This is a genomic window from Streptomyces sp. NPDC007929 (genome assembly GCF_042959065.1).
GTDB lineage: Bacteria > Actinomycetota > Actinomycetes > Streptomycetales > Streptomycetaceae > Streptomyces.
Window position 1 is genome coordinate 361,258 of the sequence record NZ_JBIBKD010000008.1, and the last position, 20,248, is coordinate 381,505.

Annotated in this window: 20 protein-coding genes; 12 read left to right on the forward strand and 8 right to left on the reverse strand. The window is 71.1% G+C overall.

Going from position 1 to position 20,248, the window contains the following annotated elements:
- Positions 1–57 precede the first annotated feature (57 nt).
- The 4 genes from ACFZDE_RS27690 to ACFZDE_RS27705 form a co-directional block, all read right to left on the reverse strand.
- Positions 58–396, reverse strand: coding sequence for a DUF3817 domain-containing protein (locus ACFZDE_RS27690; RefSeq protein ID WP_391004247.1), 339 nt, complete (start codon positions 394–396; stop codon positions 58–60).
- Between the two features lie 43 nt (positions 397–439).
- Complete coding sequence (locus ACFZDE_RS27695; RefSeq protein WP_391004249.1) at positions 440–949, reverse strand: MarR family transcriptional regulator; 510 nt, start codon at positions 947–949, stop codon at positions 440–442.
- Between the two features lie 96 nt (positions 950–1,045).
- The gene (locus ACFZDE_RS27700) at positions 1,046–1,339 is read right to left on the reverse strand and encodes an MTH1187 family thiamine-binding protein (protein ID WP_030854324.1); all 294 of its coding nucleotides are present in this window, start codon (positions 1,337–1,339) and stop codon (positions 1,046–1,048) included.
- The gene (locus ACFZDE_RS27705) at positions 1,336–1,680 is read right to left on the reverse strand and encodes a DUF3817 domain-containing protein (protein ID WP_391204245.1); all 345 of its coding nucleotides are present in this window, start codon (positions 1,678–1,680) and stop codon (positions 1,336–1,338) included. The genes ACFZDE_RS27700 and ACFZDE_RS27705 overlap by 4 nt, the downstream gene beginning before the upstream one ends.
- Before the next feature lie 168 nt (positions 1,681–1,848).
- Between ACFZDE_RS27705 and ACFZDE_RS27710 the strand changes: the two genes are divergently transcribed.
- From ACFZDE_RS27710 to ACFZDE_RS27725, 4 genes are all read left to right on the forward strand, one after another.
- Positions 1,849–2,481, forward strand: a complete 633-nt coding sequence (locus ACFZDE_RS27710; protein ID WP_184917079.1) for an AIM24 family protein — start codon at positions 1,849–1,851, stop codon at positions 2,479–2,481.
- Between the two features lies 1 nt (position 2,482).
- Positions 2,483–3,133, forward strand: coding sequence for an AIM24 family protein (locus ACFZDE_RS27715; RefSeq protein ID WP_391004254.1), 651 nt, complete (start codon positions 2,483–2,485; stop codon positions 3,131–3,133).
- Positions 3,130–3,930, forward strand: coding sequence for an AIM24 family protein (locus ACFZDE_RS27720; RefSeq protein WP_391004256.1), 801 nt, complete (start codon positions 3,130–3,132; stop codon positions 3,928–3,930). Before ACFZDE_RS27715 ends, ACFZDE_RS27720 begins: the two co-directional genes overlap by 4 nt.
- 116 nt (positions 3,931–4,046) lie before the next feature.
- Entirely contained in the window at positions 4,047–4,523 is a 477-nt protein-coding gene (locus ACFZDE_RS27725) for a MarR family transcriptional regulator (protein WP_391004258.1), read from the forward strand.
- Positions 4,524–4,534: 11 nt separating this feature from the next.
- Here ACFZDE_RS27725 and ACFZDE_RS27730 read toward each other — a convergent pair whose 3' ends face one another.
- Positions 4,535–5,959: an ATP-binding protein gene (locus ACFZDE_RS27730; RefSeq protein ID WP_391204248.1), complete on the reverse strand. Its 1,425-nt coding sequence runs from the start codon at positions 5,957–5,959 to the stop codon at positions 4,535–4,537.
- A complete protein-coding gene (locus tag ACFZDE_RS27735) occupies positions 5,956–6,624 on the reverse strand; it encodes a response regulator (RefSeq protein ID WP_391004262.1) in 669 nt (222 codons plus the stop codon). Before ACFZDE_RS27735 ends, ACFZDE_RS27730 begins: the two co-directional genes overlap by 4 nt.
- Before the next feature lie 116 nt (positions 6,625–6,740).
- On the opposite strand from ACFZDE_RS27735, the gene ACFZDE_RS27740 reads away from it, so the two are divergent.
- A complete protein-coding gene (locus tag ACFZDE_RS27740) occupies positions 6,741–7,388 on the forward strand; it encodes a PepSY domain-containing protein (RefSeq protein ID WP_391204250.1) in 648 nt (215 codons plus the stop codon).
- Positions 7,389–7,871: 483 nt separating this feature from the next.
- Here ACFZDE_RS27740 and meaB read toward each other — a convergent pair whose 3' ends face one another.
- The gene (meaB, locus tag ACFZDE_RS27745) at positions 7,872–8,828 is read right to left on the reverse strand and encodes a methylmalonyl Co-A mutase-associated GTPase MeaB (protein ID WP_391204253.1); all 957 of its coding nucleotides are present in this window, start codon (positions 8,826–8,828) and stop codon (positions 7,872–7,874) included.
- 70 nt (positions 8,829–8,898) lie between these two features.
- Entirely contained in the window at positions 8,899–10,116 is a 1,218-nt protein-coding gene (locus tag ACFZDE_RS27750; RefSeq protein ID WP_391204256.1) for an acetyl-CoA C-acyltransferase, read from the reverse strand.
- Positions 10,117–10,265: 149 nt separating this feature from the next.
- Here ACFZDE_RS27750 and mce point away from each other — a divergent pair, with 149 nt between their 5' ends.
- The 7 genes from mce (at position 10,266) to ACFZDE_RS27785 (ending at position 20,222) form a co-directional block, all read left to right on the forward strand.
- On the forward strand, positions 10,266–10,706 hold the full coding sequence (mce, locus tag ACFZDE_RS27755; protein WP_390993914.1) for a methylmalonyl-CoA epimerase: 441 nt from the start codon (positions 10,266–10,268) through the stop codon (positions 10,704–10,706).
- A gap of 233 nt (positions 10,707–10,939) precedes the next feature.
- Positions 10,940–14,854, forward strand: coding sequence for a polarized growth protein Scy (gene scy, locus ACFZDE_RS27760; RefSeq protein ID WP_390993913.1), 3,915 nt, complete (start codon positions 10,940–10,942; stop codon positions 14,852–14,854).
- Positions 14,855–15,037: 183 nt separating this feature from the next.
- Positions 15,038–15,973, forward strand: a complete 936-nt coding sequence (locus tag ACFZDE_RS27765) for a cellulose-binding protein (protein ID WP_390993912.1) — start codon at positions 15,038–15,040, stop codon at positions 15,971–15,973.
- Between the two features lie 86 nt (positions 15,974–16,059).
- Positions 16,060–17,028: an ATP-binding cassette domain-containing protein gene (locus tag ACFZDE_RS27770; RefSeq protein WP_390993911.1), complete on the forward strand. Its 969-nt coding sequence runs from the start codon at positions 16,060–16,062 to the stop codon at positions 17,026–17,028.
- Positions 17,029–17,030: 2 nt separating this feature from the next.
- Positions 17,031–17,801 carry an ABC transporter permease gene (locus ACFZDE_RS27775; RefSeq protein WP_391204259.1) on the forward strand — a complete coding sequence of 257 codons (771 nt, stop codon included), beginning with the start codon at positions 17,031–17,033 and terminating at the stop codon, positions 17,799–17,801.
- A 115-nt stretch (positions 17,802–17,916) separates the two neighbouring features.
- A complete protein-coding gene (locus ACFZDE_RS27780; protein WP_391204262.1) occupies positions 17,917–19,335 on the forward strand; it encodes an ATP-binding cassette domain-containing protein in 1,419 nt (472 codons plus the stop codon).
- Positions 19,332–20,222: an ABC transporter permease gene (locus ACFZDE_RS27785; protein WP_390993908.1), complete on the forward strand. Its 891-nt coding sequence runs from the start codon at positions 19,332–19,334 to the stop codon at positions 20,220–20,222. The genes ACFZDE_RS27780 and ACFZDE_RS27785 overlap by 4 nt, the downstream gene beginning before the upstream one ends.
- Positions 20,223–20,248: the final 26 nt, after the last annotated feature.

A 20,248-nucleotide genomic window follows, 5' to 3' on the forward strand; every position in this document is an offset into this window, starting at 1 on the left:
CGAACGGGTGAGAACGGCCGCCGCACGCGCGCGTGCGGCGGTGGTCCCGGGGGGTGCCTAGGCCTTGACCGGCGCGGGCGCGTCCTCGGCGAGCCTGCCGTCCAGCTCACGGCTGATCCGGCGCTCCACGAAGAACGCGGCCGTGGGGATCGTGCCGGCCAGCAGCACCCACAGCTGCTTCTTGACCGGCCACTTCGCCTTGGAGCCGAGGTCGAAGGCGAAAATCAGGTACACGACGTACAACCAGCCGTGCGCGATGCTGACCACCTGGGTGAAGTCAGCCGCGCCGCCCAGGTCGAGGACGTACTTGCCGACCATGCCGAGGGTCAGCGCGACGAGCAGCACACCGGTGACGTAGGCCATGACCCGGTAGCGGGTCAGCACGCTCTTCTTCATGCCGTCGAGCGTAACGACCCGTTCCGGGGGATCTTGCCCCGGGTCACTCCTCTTCGAAGTCGCCCGCCGCGACGCGCAGCGGCCGCAGCATCGCGAAGATCTCCGCGCACTCCTCGGCGTCGTACGTGCCGAGCCCGAAGTCCATCGCCATCAGGTCGCGGGTGGCCGACTCGACGACCTCGCGGCCCTTGTCGGTGATGCTGGCGAGGGTGCCGCGGCCGTCGTTGGGGTTGGGCCGCTTGGCGACCAGGCCCGACTTCACCAGCCGGTCCACGGTGTTCGTCACCGACGTGGGGTGCACCATGAGCCGCTCACCGATCTTGGACATCGGCAGCTCGCCGGACTTGGAGAAGGTGAGCAGCACCAGCGCCTCGTAGCGCGCGAACGTCAGCCCGTACGGCCGGACCACCGCGTCGACCTCGCCGAGGAGGATCTGCTGGGCGCGCATGATCGAGGTGATCGCGGCCATGGACGGCACGTTTCCCCAGCGCTGCTTCCAGCGTTCGTCGGCGCGCGCGATCGGATCGAAGGAGAGACTGAGCGGCTTCGGCACGAACCAGACCTTACCGGCCGGTCACATGGCGGTCAGCCCCGTCTCGCCCTTCGGGCGGACCGCCACGGGGCCGTCGGGTCGCGGCCGTGCCGGTGGCTACTCGGCGAGGTGCCGCTCCACGGTCTCCACCTTGGATGTGAGGCCGTCCGTCACGCCGGGGCGGATGTCCGCCTTGAGGACGAGGGAGACCCGGGGTGCCCGTCGCTCGACCGCGGCGACCGCGCGCCGGACGACGTCCATGACCTCGTCCCACTCCCCTTCGACGGACGTGAACATCGCGTCGGTGCGGTTCGGCAGCCCGGACTCGCGCACCACCCGCACGGCGTCGGCGACGTACTCCCCCACGTCCTCACCGACGCCGAGCGGCGTCACGGAGAAGGCGACGATCACGCGCCCACCACGCCTTCCTGACGGGCGCGGGACGCGATGACCGCGTCCTCGGCCTCACGCCGCAGCATGCGCTCGGCGAAGAACCCGCCGGCCGGCAGCACCGAGAGGACGAAGTACAGCGCGGCGGTCTTCAGCGACCACTTGGCCCGGTTCCACGCGTCCGCCCAGAAGATCACGTACAGCACGAACAGGGCGCCGTGCACCGCGCCCATCACCGGTACGGCGTTGAAGTCCGTGGTCCGCTTCAGCACCGAGCAGATCAGCAGGAGGAGGAAGGAGATCGCCTCGGGGGCCGAGACCAGGCGGAGGCGGCGGATGGCGGTGGCGGTCTTGAGGTCCACGGGTCACCTTCGATGGGAGAGAAACAGTTTGTGAACACGCGCACAAGCGTCCGGCCCATTGTGGCAAACCGCCGCGCGCCCCGGCCCCTAGGGGTGCGCTCAGGGACGTTCTCCACCCACGGGCCCTGTCCCGGGGGCCCGGCCTGCGGCTACCTTCCAGTCGTGGCGATGTTCCGACTTCAGAGCAGCAAGGTGCTCGCCGTCGACATGACCGGGGATGCCGTGAAGGCGAAGAACGGCTCGATGGTCGCGTACGACGGCGAGATGGCCTTCAAGAAGCTCAGCGGTGGCGGCGAGGGCATCCGGGGCATGGTGACCCGGCGGCTGACCGGTGAGCAGATGACGTTGATGGAGGTGAAGGGGCGCGGGACCTGCTGGTTCGCGGACCGCGCCTCCGAGATCAACCTGGTCAGCGTCCAGGGCGACAGACTGTACGTCGAGTCGAGCAACCTGCTCGCGACCGACGGCGGGCTGCGTACGGGCACGGAGTTCACGGGCCTGCGCGGCGCCTCGCAGGGCAACGGGCTGTTCACGACGACCGTCGAGGGCCACGGCCAGGCGGCGATCATGTCGGACGGCCCTGCGGTGGTGCTGCGGGTGAGCGCCCAGTACCCGCTGACCGTCGACCCGGGGGCGTATGTGGCGCACCAGGGGAATCTGCGGCAGTCCTTCCAGTCCGGTGTGACGTTCCGCACGCTGCTCGGGGAGGGCGGCGGTGAGGCCTTCCAGATGCGGTTCGAGGGGGACGGCCTGGTGTACGTGCAGCCGAGCGAGCGGAACACGATCGCGGGAGACGTGTGAGATGGCCTTCCGGGAGATCAACGGAAAGATGGTCGAGGCGACGGTCGCGCCGGGGCAGCGGCTGTTCAGTCAGCGCGGCGCGATGCTCGCCTACCAGGGCGAGGTGTCGTTCACGCCCAACATGGCGGGCGGCCAGGGCGGGATCATGTCGATGATCGGCCGCCGGGTGGCGAACGAGGACACCCCCCTGATGTCCGTCGAGGGCAGCGGCACGGTCCTGTTCGGGCACGGTGGGCACCACATCCAGGTGATCCGGCTCTCCGGCGACACGCTGTACGTGGAGGCCGACCGCCTCCTGGCCTTCGAGGGCACGCTCCAGCAGGGCACGATGTTCCTGGGCTCGCAGGGCGGCGTCATGGGCATGGTGCGCGGCCAGGTCAGCGGCCAGGGGCTGTTCACGACGACGCTGAAGGGCCACGGGGCCGTCGCGGTCATGGCGCACGGCGGCGTCATCGAGATCCCCATCAGCCCCCAGCGGCCGGTCCATGTGGACCCGCAGGCCTACGTCGCCCACCACGGCGACGTCCGCAACAAGCTGTCCACGGCGCTCGGCTGGCGGGACATGGTGGGCCGCGGCTCGGGCGAGGCGTTCCAGCTGGAGCTGAGCGGCAGCGGTGCGGTGTACGTCCAGGCGTCGGAGGAGAAGCTGTGAGCACCTACGGAACCCCGGGCGCCGGGCCCGCGGTCCTCGACCCGGCGACGCTGCCGGCCGACGACAACGTCAATCCCTACACCTTCTGCGTGGAACTGAAGGGCAGCCAGTGGTTCCTGCAGAAGGGGAAGATGATCGCCTACTACGGCTCGATCGACTTCAACGGCGTCGGACACGGCCGGCTGGACCGTCTCGTGCGCACATCGTTCCATTCGCCACTGCACGCGAGCGACTGGGTCGTGGCGGAGGGCTCGGGCAAGATGCTCCTCGCCGACCGGGCCTTCGACGTCAATTCGTACGACCTCGAGGACGGCAACCTGACCATTCGCTCTGGCAACCTGCTTGCTTTTCAGCCAACTCTGTCACTGAAGCAATCAATCGTGCCGGGTTTTCTGACGCTCATCGGAACCGGAAAGTTCGTGGCCGCGTCGAACGGACCGGTGGTGTTCATGGAACCCCCGATCCGGGTCGACCCCCAGGCCCTGGTCGGCTGGGCCGACTGCCCCTCTCCGTGCCACCACTACGACCATGGGTACATGACCGGGGTGATGGGCGGTCTACGTGCACTGACGGGCCTGGGCGGGGCCTCCGGCGAGGAGCACCAGTTCGAGTTCGTCGGCGCCGGGACGGTGCTGCTCCAGTCGTCCGAGACCCTGATGGCCGAGCAGGTCACGGGGACCGTTCCGCACCAGGCGGGTGTGCCCGGCGGCGGGGCGCACAGCCCCCAGGCGGGGCAGTCCGGTGTACCGCGCCTTCCCGGACAGCTGGGGGACCTCCAGCGTCGCTTCGGGCTGTGAGCGGTAGTCTGCGGAGTGTGACATCGAACGTCTGCGCACAGCTGTTCGCCAGGCGAGCGATGCCACATGCCACCCCTCACTAGTTCGCCTTTCAACATTTTAGGTAGACTTCATTCATGGAGACCGAGACGGCCACCCGCTGGCTGACCGATGCGGAGCAGTGCGCTTGGCGCACCCACCTGGAGGTCAACAGGCTGTTGACGTACCAGCTCGAAAAAGACCTGCAGCCGTTCGGCCTGACAATGAACGACTACGAGATCCTGGTGAATCTCTCCGAGTCCGAGGGCCAGAGGATGCGGATGAGCGACCTCGCGTCCGCCACCCTCCAGTCCAAGAGCCGCCTCTCGCACCAGATCACGCGCATGGAGAACGCGAACCTGGTCCGGCGGGAGAACTGCGAGTCGGACCGCCGGGGGCTCTACGCGGTCCTGACCGACCACGGGATGACGACGATGCAGAAGGTCGCGCCCCACCATGTGGCATCCGTGCGCAGGCACTTCATCGACCTGCTGCCCCCCGAGGCCCTGATCGAGCTCGACAAGGCCCTCAAGCCCATCGCGGAGCACCTGCGCGGCCAGCGCGGACGCCCCTGACCGCGGCGCCGCTACCGCGGTCCCCGCTGGACGAGCGGCAGGCGGAGTTCGAACAGGGCTCCGCCTGCGGGCCCCCGTCCGGCCGTGAGCGTCCCGCCGTGCCGGACCGCCACATCGCGGGCGATGGCCAGCCCCAGCCCGGCTCCGCCGTCGTCGCGGCTACGGGCCGCGTCCAGCCGGACGAACCGCTCGAAGATCCGCTCCCGGTCGTCCTCGGGCACCCCGTCACCGTCGTCGGCCACCCCGACCACGGCCCGGTCGCCCTCGCTCCGCACCTGCACGGTCACGGCCGACCGGGCGTGCCGCTGGGCGTTGTCGAGCAGATTGCCGAGCACCCGCTCCAACTGCCCCCGCGATCCGGCCACCTCCACCGGCTCCGCTTCCACGGTGATACCCGACCGCCCCTCGGCCGCCTCCCGGGCCAGCCCGGCGAGGTCCACCCGGGTGTCGCTGGGCCGCTCCCCCGCGTCCAGCCGGGCGAGCAGCAGCAGGTCGGCCGCCAGCCGCTGCAACCGCACGGTGTCCTCCACCGCCCCGTCCAGATCCAGCAGTTCGGGATGCGCGGCGGCCACCTCCAGCTGGGTGCGCAGCGAGGCGATGGGGCTGCGCAGCTCGTGGGAGGCGTCGGCAACGAAGCGCCGCTGGCGCTCCACGGACGTCTCCAGCGCCGCGAGCGTCTCGTTGGTGGTGCTGGCGAGCCGGGCGATCTCGTCGTGCGTGTCCGGCTCCGGAACGCGCCGCGCGAGGTCCTCGGACTGGGTGATCGCGGCCATCTCGCGCCGGATCCCCTCCACCGGCCGCAGGGCCCGCCGGGTGACCAGCCAGGTCACGGCCGCGACGACACCGAGCAGCAGCGGGAAGCCGATCAGCATCACGGTCAGCGCGGTCCGCACGGCGCCGTGCTCGGCGGCCAGCGGGGCACCGGCGTAGACCTTGAGCTGTCCCCGGTCGTGGGTCTCCACCTCGACGGCGGCGAACCGGTAGTCCTCCGCGTCCCCGTCGATCGTCGCCGACCCGTTGCTGAAGACGCTCTCCCCGGAGATCTCACCGGCTTCGAGAGACTCGTCCGCGTCGTCGGAGTCGTCATCGTCGTCGGCCGTCGGCTTCACCGCCGGCCGCGGCTTCACCTGCTCGCTGCCGGCCCCGCTGATCTTCTCCAGATCCTCACTGGCCGCGACCAGCCGCCCGTGCTCGTCCAGGACCTGCACGGGTCCGTCGTCGCCGTCCAGTCCCGAGAGCTTGCCGTACGGCGTCCCGGCGGCCAGCTCTGAGGCGACGGCCCGCGCGGAGCGCTCCGCCTGGGTACCGGCCTCGCCGATCAGGTTGGAGCGCAGGGACAGCAGCACGGCGGCCCCGGCGGCGACGAGCGCCACCGCGACCACCAGGGTCGCTCCCAGCGTGGCTCGCGCCCGGACAGACCCGAACAGCCGGCTCACGACGACGTCTCCAGCCGGTAGCCGGCCCCGCGCACGGTCCGGATCAGCCCCGCCCGCAGCTTGCGCCGCAGCGTGCTGACGTACACCTCGACGATGTTCGGATCACCCTCGTACGCGAAGTCCCACACGTGCTCCAGGATCTCCGACTTGGACACCACCTCACCGGCCCGCAGCACGAGCTGCTCCAGCACGGAGAACTCCTTGGCAGTGAGGGCGATCTCGTCCTCACCGAGGAACACCCGCCGAGCCGCCGTATCCACCTTCAGATCCCCGTGCACATGCACGGGCGAGGCCCCGGCGCCCTGCCCGCGCCGCCGCAGCAGCGCCTTGACCCGGGCGACGAGCACGACGTACGAGAACGGCTTGGTCAGATAGTCGTCCGCACCGGTGTCGAGCCCCTCGGCCTCGTCGTACTCGCCGTCCTTGGCGGTCAGCATCAGGATCGGCACCTCGTGCCCGGCGGCGCGCAGGGCTGCGCAGACCCGGTAGCCGTTGAGGCCGGGCAGCATGATGTCGAGGATGACCAGGTCGTAGGTGCCCTCCGAGGCCCGGTACAGCCCCTCCCGTCCGTCGTGGACGACGTCCACGGCGTACCCCTCGGCCGTCAGGCCCTTCGCGAGCGACAGGGCCAGCCGCTTCTCGTCCTCCACGATCAACAGGCGCATGCGTAAAGAGTCGCAAAGGCAACCTGAAGATCACTTCAGGGGGCTTCAGCTTCCTCTCAGCCTCCGTCGGCCAGAGTCGAAGACATCGAAAGCGAAACGACTCGGGAGGAATCCGAATGAAGCGCAACATCGTGATCGCCGCTGTGACCGCCGCCGCTCTGATCGGAGGCGGGACGGCCACGGCCCTCGCGACGTCGGGTGACGACCGGGCCCCGGAGCGGCAGGCGGCCACCACGCAGCTGTCGAACGACGACGACCGGGACGACCGGGACGACGACCGCGACCGGGACGACGACGCCCGTAAGGCGGCGTCGGCGGACGTGACGGCGTCGGAGGCGATCGCCTCCGCGCTGAAGCACACGTCGGGCACGGTGGTCTCCGCCGAGCTGGACGACGAGGACGACGGCGGCAAGGTCGTCTGGACGGTCGACGTGCTGGCGGGCGACAACACCTGGCGCAGCGTGAGCGTCGACCCGGCCAGCGGCAAGGTCCTCGGGTCGCACGCCGACGACGAGGACGACACGGCGCAGGTGCGGGCGGCTCTGAAGGGCTCGTCGGTGACGGCCGAGGAGGCGGCGAAGGCTGCCGCCGCCAAGGGCGTGGTGACGTCCGTGGACCTCGACGAGGACGGCAAGGACAAGTCCTGGGAGGCCGAGACGCGCAAGTCCGGCGGGGCCGAGCAGGACTGGAAGATCGACCTCACCTCGGGCAAGGTCACGGCGGACCGCGCCGACGACCAGGACGACGCGGACGACCAGGACTGACCCCGACAGCCCCTCTCCCCGGCCCCGGCGTCCCCAGGACCCCGGGGCCGACCGGCTCCGCGACCCGGCATATCGAGGCACCCGGCGTCGCTGCTGAGGCCGGGGGGTTTCGCAGCCCGGCGCAACGGGGTGCCGCTGCGCCCACCCGTGCCGCCCTCAGCGGCACGCATGCCCGCAGCTGGGCGGCTGCGCGCGCCCGCCGCCAGGCGCAGCCGGGGCCGCTGCCGACGACGCGCAGCGAAGCGCTCCCGCACCCGCCGGACCACGCAAGGGGCCGTGTCGGGGGGTGTCCGCCCGCAGCGGTTGGCGCGTCAACGGACAGTGAGTCGGTATGAAGCCCCATCGCGCCGTTCCGAGGACGGACACCCCCCGGCGCGGCCCCGCCCCCCACCCGGCGCCACGCGAAGACGCGAACCCCCACCCGGCGTCACGTGAAGCGCACCCGCTCGCGAAGCCCGTGCCGTGGCTGACGTGTCTGCCGCCTCAGCCCTGCGTCAACCCCGCGACCAGCTCGTCAGCCGCACGGTAGGGGTCCAGTTCGCCCGCGATGATCCGCTCCGCCAGCGCCCCGAGGCGGCGGTCCCCGTGCAGGTCACCGATCCGCTCCCGCAACGCCGTCACCGCGATCGTCTCGACCTCCCGCGAGGCCCGGGAAAGACGCCGCTCCGCGAGGACCCCCCGCTCCTCCATCCAGGCCCGGTGCTTCTCCAGCGCCTCGACGGCCTCGTCGACGCCCTCCCCCCGCGCGGCGACCGTCTTCACGATCGGCGGACGCCAGTCACCCGGCCTCCGCGACTCCCCCAGCCCCAGCATGTGGTTCAGCTCGCGAGCCGTCGCGTCCGCCCCGTCCCGGTCCGCCTTGTTCACGACGTACACGTCCCCGATCTCCAGGATCCCGGCCTTGGCCGCCTGGATCCCGTCCCCCATCCCCGGGGCGAGCAGGACCACGGACGTGTCCGCCTGCGAGGCGATCTCCACCTCCGACTGTCCCACCCCCACCGTCTCGACCAGGATCACGTCACAGCCGGCGGCATCCAGCACCCGGATCGCCTGCGGCGCGGCCCACGCCAGCCCGCCCAGATGCCCGCGCGTGGCCATCGACCTGATGTACACGCCCGGGTCGGACGCGTGCTCCGACATCCGCACCCGGTCCCCGAGCAGCGCACCGCCCGAGAACGGGGACGACGGGTCGACGGCGAGCACGCCGACCCGCTTGTCCTGCTTGCGGTACGCGGAGACCAGCGCCGAGGTCGACGTGGACTTGCCGACCCCGGGCGACCCGGTCAGCCCCACCACGTACGCCCCGCCCGTCAGCGGAGCCAGCGCCGCCATGACCTCCCGCAGCTGCGGGGACGCCCCCTCCACCAGGGAGATCAGCCGGGCCACGGCCCGCGGCCGGCCTTCCCTGGCCTGGGCCACCAGGGTGGAGACGTCCTGCATCACAGCTCCGTTCAGATAGGGGACGTACCCATGAGGGACGTACCGTCGAGGGACGTACCGAAACTCAGGCCTAGGCCTTGGGAACGCGCACGATCAGCGCGTCACCCTGCCCACCACCACCGCACAGCGCGGCCGCACCCACGCCACCGCCACGCCGCTTCAGCTCCAGCGCGAGATGCAGCACCAGCCGGGCACCGGACATCCCGATCGGGTGACCCAGGGCAATCGCACCACCGTTGACATTCACCTTTTCGATGGACACCCCGAGGTCCTTCATGGACTGCACGGCGACGGCGGCGAACGCCTCGTTGATCTCGATGAGGTCGAGGTCCGAGACCTCCAGCCCCTCCTTCTTCAGCGCGTGCAGGATCGCGTTGGACGGCTGCGACTGCAGCGAGTTGTCCGGCCCGGCCACGTTCCCGTGCGAGCCGATCTCGGCGATCCACTCCAGGCCCAGCTCCTGCGCCTTGGCCTTGCTCATCACGACGACGGCGGCGGCACCGTCGGAGATCTGCGAGGCGGAACCGGCCGTGATCGTGCCGTCCTTGGCGAAGGCGGGACGCAGCTTGCCGAGCGACTCCGCGGTGGTGTCACCGCGAATGCCCTCGTCCTTGCTGAACAGCACCGGGTCGCCCTTGCGCTGCGGGATCTCGACGGGCGTGATCTCGGCTTCGAAGAGGCCGTTCTTCTGCGCGGCGGCGGCTCGCTGGTGCGACAGCGCGGCGATCTCGTCCTGCTCGGGCCGCGCGATGCCCAGCCGGGTGTTGTGCTTCTCGGTGGACTCGCCCATGGCAACACCGTCGAAGGAGTCGGTCAGCCCGTCGTACGCCATCGCGTCGAGCATCTCCACGGCGCCGTACTTGAAGCCCTCACGGGACTTCGGCAGCAGGTGCGGCGCGTTGGTCATGGACTCCTGGCCACCGGCGACGACCACGTCGAACTCACCCGCGCGGATGAGCTGGTCGGCGAGCGCGATGGCGTCGAGGCCGGACAGGCACACCTTGTTGATGGTCAGTGCCGGCACGTTCATCGGGATGCCGGCCTTGACCGCGGCCTGGCGGGCCGGGATCTGCCCCGCGCCGGCCTGGAGCACCTGCCCCATGATCACGTACTGCACCTGGTCGCCGCCGATCCCCGCACGGTCGAGGGCGGCCTTGATCGCGAAGCCGCCGAGGTCGGCTCCGGAGAAGGACTTCAGCGATCCGAGCAACCGTCCCATGGGCGTACGCGCGCCCGCGACGATCACCGAGCTGTTCGCTCCGGAAGTTCCGGACGTTCCAGAAGTCATGAGCTGCGATCCCCTTACCGGCCTGCACAGCCGAGGAGTGAACGAGGGTTTACTTCGAATGTACTGAGTGGCACTCCGTGCCGTCATCGGGCCGTCGGTGTGATCGCGCGCACGTTGCGTAACCACCTCGGGGGCGTTGCACTGAATCCATGCTGACGCGAATCGACCACATCGGAATCGCCTGTTTCGACCTCGACAAGACCGTCGAGTTCTACCGTGCCACCTACGGCTTCGAGGTGTTCCACTCCGAGGTCAACGAGGAGCAGGGCGTGCGCGAGGCCATGCTCAAGATCAACGAGACGTCCGACGGCGGCGCCACGTACCTGCAGCTCCTGGAGCCGACCCGGGACGACTCCACCGTCGCGAAGTGGCTCGCGAAGAACGGCGAGGGCGTCCACCACATCGCCTTCGGTACGGCGGATGTCGACGGTGACGCCGAGGCGATCAAGGGCAAGGGCGTACGCGTGCTGTACGAAGAGCCGCGAGTCGGTTCCATGGGGTCACGGATCACCTTCCTGCACCCCAAGGACTGTCATGGCGTACTGACAGAACTGGTCACTTCGGCGCCTGTTGAGTCACCTGAGCACTGATGCTCGTACATAGGGGCCGGTAGGGTTGGGGGCGGTCGCCGCTCAGTCCAGGGTGACCGCGGTCCCGCCGTGCGACGGCAGGACCACCGGGGTCCGGGTTTCGGGGGACGAGCGTCGGGGCAGCAGCCTCTGCTCCGCCGATGATCTGACACCATTCCCCGGGGGCCCCGTTCGGCGGATGGACGGAGCTCGTTCGGAAAGAGTTGCGACCAGGGGACGGATGGGACCGCGCAGTGCGGGGCTACGAGAGCCAGGAGCGAGAGCCGGCGGCTGACGTCGACCACCTCTCTCGGTTCGAAGCCGAGATGAAGCGGCTGAAGACCGAACGGGAAAAGGCGATCCAGCACGCCGAGGACCTCGGCTACCAGGTCGAGGTGCTGCGCGCCAAGTTGCACGAGGCGCGGCGCACCATCATGTCCCGGCCCTCCTTCGAGGGGGGCGACATCGGCTGGCAGGCCGAGCAGTTGCTGCGCAACGCTCAGGTGCAGGCCGACCAGATCCGCGCGGACGCCGACCGGGAGCTGAGCGAGGCCCGGGCCCAGACCCAGCGGATCCTCCAGGAGCACGCCGAGCAGGCGGCCCGTCTCCAGGCCGAGCTGCACCAGGAGGCGGTGACCCGCCGCCAGCAGCTGGACCAGGAGCTGTCCGAGCGCCGCCAGACGGTCGAGTCGCACGTCAACGAGAACGTGGCGTGGGCCGAGCAGCTGCGGGCCCGTACCGAGCAGCAGGCCCGCCGGCTGCTGGAGGAGTCCCGCGCCGAGGCCGAGCAGGCCCTGAGCACCGCCCGCGCCGAGGCGGAACGGCTGACGACCGAGGCCAGGCAGCGGCTGACGGGCGCGGCCGAGGAAGCCCGGTCCGAGGCCGAGCAGATCCTGCGCCGCGCCCGCACGGACGCCGAGCGGCTGCTCAACGCCGCATCCACGCAGGCCCAGGAGGCCACCGACCACGCGGAGCAGCTGCGCACGTCCAGCGCCTCGGAGTCGGAGTCCACCCGCCGCGAGGCCCAGGAGCTCAGCAAGGCCGCCGAGCAGCGGATGGCCGAGGCCGAGGAGGCGCTGCGCAAGGCGCAGGCCGAGTCGGAGAAGCTGATCACGGAGGCCAAGGAGGCCGCCGCCAAGGCCCTGGCGAGCGCCGAGTCCGCGAACGAGACGCGCACGCGCACCGCCAAGGAGCAGGTCGCCCGGCTGGTCGAGGAGGCCACCAAGGAGGCCGAGAACACCAAGACCGAGGCCGAGCAGATCGTCGCGGACGCCAGGGCCGAGGCGGAGAAGATCGTCGCGGAGGCCTCCGAGAAGGCCCGCACGCTCACCGCCGAGGAGACCGCGACCCAGCTGTCCAAGGCGGCCAAGACCGCCGAGGAGGTCCTGGACAAGGCGGCGGAGGACGCGAAGAAGACCACCAGGGCCGCGGCCGAGGAGGCCGAGCGGATCCGCTCCGAGGCCGAGGCCGAGGCGGACCGGCTGCGGGCCGAGGCGCACGACATCGCCGAGCAGCTCAAGGGCGCGGCGAAGGACGACACCAAGGAGTACCGCGCCAAGACGGTCGAGCTGCAGGAGGAGGCCCGCCGGCTGCGCGGCGAGGCCGAGCAGCTGCGGGCGGACGCGGTCGACGAGGGCGAGAAGATCCGCGCCGAGGCCCGCAAGGAGGCCGTGGCGCAGATCGAGGAGGCGGCGAAGTCCGCCGAGGAGCTGCTCGCCAAGGCCAAGGCGGACGCGGACGAGCTGCGTACGACGGCCCAGGCGGACAGCGAGAAGGTCCGTACCGAAGCCATCGAGCGGGCGACGACCCTGCGCCGGCAGGCCGAGGAGACCCTCCAGCGCACCCGGCAGGAGGCCGAGCGGCACCGCGAGGAGGTCGTCGAGCAGGCCGAGGCGCTCAAGGAGGACGCCGAGCGCGCGGCCCGGGAGCTGCACGAGGAGACCGAGCGGGCCATAGAGGCCCGTCGGGCGGAGGCCGCCGAGGAGCTGGCCCGGCTCCAGCGGGAGGCCGAGGAGCGGCTGACGGCCGCCGAGCAGGCGCTGTCGGACGCCCGCGAAGAGGCCGCGCGGCTGCGCCGTGAGGCCGCCGAGGAGAACGAGCGGCTGCGCGCCGAGGCCGCGGAGCGGATCCGTACGCTCCAGCAGCAGGCCGAGGCGGAGGCCGAGCGGCTGCGTGACGAGGCCGCGTCGGACGCGTCCGCCTCGCGCGCCGAGGGCGAGGCCGTCGCCGTACGGCTGCGTTCGGAGGCGGCGACCGAGGCCGAGCGGCTGAAGTCGGAGGCGCAGGAGAGCGCCGACCGGATGCGCGCCGAGGCGCAGGCCGCCGCCGAGCGGCTCGCCACGGAGGCCTCGGAGACACTGGCCGCCGCCCAGGAGGAGGCCAACCGGCGCCGCCGCGAGGCCGAGGAACTCCTCGGCAGCGCCCGGCAGGAGGCCGACCAGGAGCGCGAGCGGGCCCGGGAGCAGAGCGAGGAGCTGCTGGCCTCGGCGCGCAAGCGCGTGGAGGAGGCCCAGACCGAGGCCGTACGGCTGGTCGAGGAGGCCGACCGGCGTGCCACGGAGATGGTGTCGGCGGCCGAGCAGCACGCCCAGCAGGTCCGGGACTCCGTCGCGGGGCTGCACGAACAGGCGCAGGAGGAGATCACCGGCCTGCGCAGCGCCGCCGAGCACGTGGCGGACCGTACGCGCCGGGAGGCCCAGGAGGAGGCGGACCGGGTCCGTTCCGACGCCTACGCCGAGCGGGAGCGGGCGAGCGAGGACGCGAGCCGGCTGCGGCGCGAGGCGCACGAGGAGACCGAGGCCGCCAAGGCGCTCGCCGAGCGGACGATGTCCGAGGCGATCTCGGAGGCGGAGCGGATCCGCACGGATGTCGCCGAGCACGCCCAGCGGGTGCGCACGGAGGCGTCGGACGCGATCGCCGAGGCCGAGCAGGCCGCCTCGCGCACCCGGGCGGACGCCCGGGAGGACGCCAACCGCATCCGGTCGGACGCGGCGACGCAGGCGGACACGCTCATCACCGAGGCGCGGGGCGAGGCGGAGCGGCTCACGACGGAGACGGTCCAGGAGACCGACCGGCTGCGCATGGACACCGTCGCCGAGGCCGAGCGGGTCCGTTCCGAGGCGGCCGCGGAGGCCGAGCGGGTGCGCGCGGAGTCGGTCGCCAAGGCCGAGCAGCTGGTTGGCGAGGCCACCGGGGAGGCCGAGCGGCTGCGGGCCGAGGCCGCCGAGACTGTGGGTTCGGCGCAGCAGCACGCGGAGCGGGTCCGTGCCGAGGCCGCGCGGGTGAAGACCGATGCGGAGGCGGAGGCGGACCGGCTCGTCAGCAAGGCCCGCGAGGAGGCCGACCGCACGCTGGACGAGGCCCGCAAGGACGCCAACAAGCGGCGCTCCGAGGCGGCCGAGCAGGTCGACAAGCTCATCACGGAGACCACGGCCGAGGCGGACAAGCTGCTGACCGAGGCGCAGCAGCAGGCGCACAAGACCACCGCGGAGGCCGAGTCGCGGGCCGACACCATGGTGGGCGCGGCCCGCAAGGAGGCCGACCGGCTCGTCTCCGAGGCGACGGTCGAGGGCAACTCCCGGGTGGAGAAGGCCCGTACGGACGCGGACGAGCTGCTGGTCGGTGCGCGCCGGGACGCCACGCAGATCAGGGAGCGCGCCGAGGAGCTGCGCGACCGCATCACCTCCGAGATCGAGGAGCTGCACGAGCGGGCCCGCCGGGAGTCGGCCGAGGCGATGAAGTCGGCCGGCGACCGCTGCGACGCGCTCGTCAAGGCGGCCGAGGAGCAGCTGGCGAAGGCGCAGGCGAAGGCCAAGGAGATCGTCTCGGAGGCCAACTCCGAGGCGGGCAAGGTCCGTATCGCCGCGGTGAAGAAGGCGGAGGGGCTGCTCAAGGAGGCCGAGCAGAAGAAGTCCACGCTGGTCCGGGAGGCCGAGGAGCTCAAGGCCGAGGCGATCCGCGAGGCCAAGCGCACGGTCGAGGAGGGCAAGCGCGAGCTGGAGGTGCTGGTCCGCCGCCGCGAGGACATCAACGCCGAGATCTCCCGTGTCCAGGACGTCCTGGAGGCGTTGGAGTCCTTCGAGGCCCCCGCCGCGGGCAAGGACAACGGAGTCAAGGCGGGTGCGACGGTCGGCGCACCCCGTTCGGGTGGCAAGTCGTCGGATAGCTAGCGAAACGGGGCGAATCCGGTGTGTGCTGGGGCCTTTGGCCAAGTCTTTGGCAAGCGGTCCCGGGGATAGCCACTCAAAAGGGGTGTCATTTTCCAGATCAAACGCGCATCCGCTCGATGACACACCGTTTCGGCCCCTAGGATTCCACCTATCACCTCACCGGTCTCATTCGACAGGAACCCCATGAGCGACACTTCCCCCTACGGCTTCGAGCTTGTGCGGCGTGGGTACGACCGCGCTCAGGTGGACGAACGTATCTCCAAGCTCGTCTCCGACCGTGACAGCGCTCTCGCCCGCATCACCGCTCTGGAAAAGCGCATCGAGGAGCTCCACCTCGAGACGCAGAACGCCCAGGCCCAGGTCACCGACGCCGAACCGTCGTACGCGGGTCTCGGTGCGCGCGTGGAGAAGATCCTCCGCCTCGCCGAGGAAGAGGCGAAGGACCTGCGCGACGAGGCCCGGCGCGCGGCCGAGCAGCACCGCGAGCTCGCCGAGTCGGCGGCCCAGCAGGTGCGCAACGACGCCGAGTCGTACTCGGCGGAGCGCAAGGCGAAGGCCGAGGACGAGGGCCTGCGGATCGTCGAGAAGGCCAAGAGCGACGCCTCCCAGCTGCGTTCCGAGGCGCAGAAGGACGCGCAGTCCAAGCGTGAGGAGGCGGACGCCCTCTTCGAGGAGACCCGTGCGAAGGCCGCGCAGGCCGCCGCCGACTTCGAGACGAACCTCGCCAAGCGCCGCGAGCAGTCCGAGCGCGACCTGGCCTCCCGTCAGGCCAAGGCCGAGAAGCGCCTGGCCGAGATCGAGCACCGCGCCGAGCAGCTGCGCCTGGAGGCCGAGAAGCTGCGCACGGACGCCGAGCGCCGCGCCCGCCAGACGGTGGAGACGGCCCAGCGCCAGGCCGAGGACATCGTGGCCGACGCCAACGCCAAGGCCGACCGCATCCGTTCGGAATCCGAGCGCGAGCTGGCCGCCCTCACCAACCGCCGCGACAGCATCAACGCCCAGCTGACGAACGTCCGCGAGATGCTCGCGACGCTCACGGGCGCCGCGGTGGCCGCCGCCGGTACGCCGGCCGAGGACGAGCCGATCTCCCGTGGGGTCCCGGCGCAGCAGTCCCGGTAACAGCCCGGCGCACGGAATCTGAATCTCCGGCAAAGCCCTCTGCCGCTCGGGTGGCAGAGGGCTTTGTCACGTTCTAGCGTGGCGGCATGATTGAGCTCGAGGGGCTGACGAAGCGGTACGGCGAGAAGGTGGCGGTCAACAACCTGTCCTTCACCGTCAGACCGGGCATCGTCACCGGCTTCCTCGGGCCGAACGGCGCGGGCAAGTCCACGACCATGCGGATGATCCTGGGGCTCGACCACCCGACCGCCGGCGACGTCCGGATCGACGGCAAGCGCTACCAGCAGCTGAAGGACCCGCTGACGTACATCGGCGCCCTGCTGGAGGCCAAGGCCTGGCACGGCGGGCGCACCGCCTACAACCATCTGCTGTGCCTCGCGCAGAGCAACGGCATCGCGCGCGGCCGGGTGCGGGACGTGCTGGAGACGGTCGGACTGACGGCGGTCGCGAAGAAGAAGACCAAGGGCTTCTCGATGGGCATGGGGCAGCGGCTCGGCATCGCGGCCGCGCTGCTCGGCGACCCGCGGATCCTGATGTTCGACGAGCCGGTCAACGGCCTCGACCCCGAGGGCATCCACTGGATCCGCACCCTGATGAAATCGCTCGCCGCACAGGGCCGGACCGTGTTCGTCTCCTCCCATCTGATGAGCGAGATGGCGCTGACGGCCGACCACCTCGTCGTCATCGGGCAGGGCCGGTTGCTCGCGGACACCTCCATGGCGGACTTCATCGACCGCAACTCACGCAGTTACGTCCGGGTTCGCAGTCCGCAGCGGGAGCAGCTGCTCGATGTGCTGCACCAGGCGGGGGTCGTGGCCGTGGAGGGTGCCGAGGGGGTGCTGGAGGTGGACGGCGGCAAGGCCGAGCACATCGGTGAACTGGCGGCCCAGCACCGCATCACGCTGCACGAGCTGAGCCCGCAACAGGCCTCGCTGGAAGAGGCGTTCATGCAGCTGACGGCGGAGTCGGTGGAGTACCACGCGCACAGCGAGACGAGTCCGGCGAGCCCCGAGCCCGCGCGGCAGCAGTGGGGCGACGGCTGGAAGAGGGGCTGAGCATGGCGGTGACACAGGTCGTACGGTCGGAGTGGACCAAGATCCGGTCGGTGGCGTCCACGGTGTGGACACTCTCGCTGGTCGTCGTCGTGACGGTCGCTCTCGGCATGCTGATCGCGGCGCTGTCGAAGAACGAGTTCGACTCGATGAGCGCGCGGGACCGGGCGGAGTTCGACCCGACGTTCATCAGCTTCGCCGGGATGAGTCTCGGTCAGCTCGCGATGATCGTGTTCGGGGTGCTGGTCGTGTCGAACGAGTACAGCACCGGCATGATCCGCAGCTCGCTGGCCGCGGTGCCGCAGCGGGGCTCCTTCCTGTTCAGCAAGATCGCGGTGGCCAGTGGGCTGGCGCTGCTGGTCGGTCTCGTCACCAGCTTCGCCGCCTTCTTCCTGGGGCAGGCGATGCTGGGCTCGCACCGGGCGGAGATCGGCGACCCGGGGGTGCTGCGGGCGGTGTTCGGCGGGGGCCTCTACATGGCGCTGATCGCGATGTTCTCCATGGGCGTCGCCGCGATGCTGCGCTCGCCGATGCTGTCGCTGGGCATCCTGATGCCGTTCTTCTTCCTGATCTCCAACATCCTGGGCAACGTCGACGCGACGAAGAAGGTCGGCAGGTTCCTTCCCGACCAGGCCGGCAGCAAGATCATGCAGGTGGTCACGCCGATCGACGACGACACTCCGTACGGGCCCTGGGGCGGCCTGGGGATCATGGGACTGTGGGTGCTCGCCGCGCTGATCGGCGGTTATGCGCTGCTGAAGAAGCGCGACGCCTAGGGCCGGGCGGACTCTTTACCTCCTCTTGGGCGGAACCGTCAGCGCCTGGATATCCTCCTAACCCTTACGGGGGGCGTGCGCCCCGCTGTCCTGAACCTTGCGATGGGTGCGGAGCATGATCGAAGCAGTCGGCCTGACAAAGCGCTACGGCGACAAGACCGCTGTGTACAACCTTTCCTTCCAGGTGCGGCCCGGAGCCGTCACCGGCTTCCTCGGGCCGAACGGCTCGGGCAAGTCGACGACGATGCGAATGATCCTCGGCCTGGACAACCCGACGGCCGGGCAGGTGACGATCGGCGGCTATCCGTACCGTCGGCTGCCCAACGCGGCCCGCCAGGTCGGCGCCCTGCTGGACGCCAAGGCGGTGCACGGCGGCCGCTCGGCCCGCAACCACCTGCTGTCCCTCGCCCAGCTGTCGGGCATCCCGGCCCGGCGGGTGGACGAGGTGCTCGGGGTCGTCGGTCTGCAGGACGTGGCCAAGAAGCGGTCCAAGGGCTTCTCCCTGGGCATGGGGCAGCGGCTCGGCATCGCCGCGGCGCTGCTCGGCGACCCGCAGGTGCTGCTGTTCGACGAGCCGGTCAACGGCCTCGACCCCGAGGGCATCCTCTGGGTCCGCAACCTCATGAAGGCGCTGGCGGCGGAGGGCCGGACGGTCTTCGTCTCCTCCCACCTGATGAGCGAGATGGCGCTGACCGCCGACCACCTCATCGTCATCGGGCGCGGCCAGCTGCTCTCCGACATGAGCATCAAGGACTTCATCTCGGCGAACTCCGCCGACTTCGCGCGCGTCCGCACGCCCGACACCGAGCCGCAGCAGCGCGAGAAGCTCTCGGCCGCGCTCACCGAGTCCGGCGGGCACGTGCTGCCCGAGCAGGACGGCGGGCTGCGCGTGACGGGGCTGCCCCTGCCGCGCATCAGCGACATCGCGCACGACCACGGCGTACGGCTGTGGGAGCTGTCGCCGCACCAGGCCTCCCTGGAGGAGGCGTACATGCGGATGACGCAGGGCGCCGTCGACTACCGCTCGACGATCGACCAGAAGGAAGGGCTACAGCAACCGCTGCCGCCCGGCGCGCAGCCGCCGATGCCGGTGCCCGGACAGGGCCAGCCGGGCTGGTACGCCCCGCCGCCGCCCCAGCAGGGCGGCGGACCCGTCCCGGCGCCGCCGCAGGGCGCACCCGGCGGCGGCGCACCGGGCCAGGCTCCGGCGGGCCCCTACGGCGCCCCGGGGGCTCCCGGCGCCGCCCCGAGCGCCCCTGCCGGCCCCGGCACGGGAACGCCCAACCCGTACGCCCAGTCCGCGCCCCAGGCGCCCCAGGGCCCCGCCCAGCCCACCCCGCAGCCCTCCGCGGCCCAGCCCGCCCAGGCCCCCGCCGCGCCGGCGTCCGCCCCGCAGCCCTCCGCGAGCCAGGCCGCCCCGGCTTCCGCCGCGCCCGCGGCTCCCGCGCCCGCGCCCGCTGCCGCGGCCGCCCCGCCCGCGGCCCAGCCCGCCGCCCCGACCTCCGACCTGACCAAGCCCGAGGACGCCCGATGAGCAGCCCCCAGCCCCAGATGCCGCAGGCCGCCCCCGCCTGGCAGGCGGCTCCCGGTGCCGCCCCGCACTCCGGCGGGCCCGGCTACACCTCGCCGATCCCGATCGTGCGCACCCACCTCGGCAACGCCATCGCCTCCGAGTGGACGAAGATCAGGTCGGTGCGCTCCACCATGTGGACGCTCGGCGTGTTCGTCCTGCTCGTCGTCGGCATCGGTCTGCTGACCGGCTTGGTGGTGGCCAACTCCGACCCGGCCCTGGACGGCGAGAGCCCCCTCGGCCTGGGCTTCTTCGGGCTGCTGCTGGGCAGCATGTGCATCATCACGCTGGGCGTGCTGACCACGGCCTCGGAGTACGGCACCGGCATGATCCGCACCACGATGGTCGCGTGCCCGAGCCGGGGCAGGGTGCTGGCGGCGAAGGCCGTGGTGTTCTTCCTGACCGCGTTCACCGTGACGCTGGTGTCCTCGTCCCTCGTCGCCTTCCTGCACGTGGCGATGCTGGAGAGCGACGGCGCCAAGTCGCCCGCCGGCGGCGAGTGGCTGAAGGGCACGGTCGGCATTTCGCTCTACATCGCGCTGCTCGGCCTGTTCTCGCTGCTCATCGGCTCGATCATCCGGCATTCGGCCGGTGCCATCACCATCATGATCGGCACCGTGCTGGCCCCGCTGGTGATCGCGCTGTTCATGTTCTCGGAGTCGCTGCAGGGCGTACGCGACGCCCTGTTCGAGTACTCGATCCCGAGCCAGCTGAGCGTCTTCTACTCCACCTCCCTCAACACGGGCAGCCAGTCCGGCCCGACCGGCTGGGACCCGCTGTGGATCATCCTCGGCGCCACGGCCGTCGCGTTCGCCGGTGCCTTCGCGCTGCTGGAGAAGCGGGACGTCTGAGTCCGCTCAGAGGGTTCGGCTGAGTC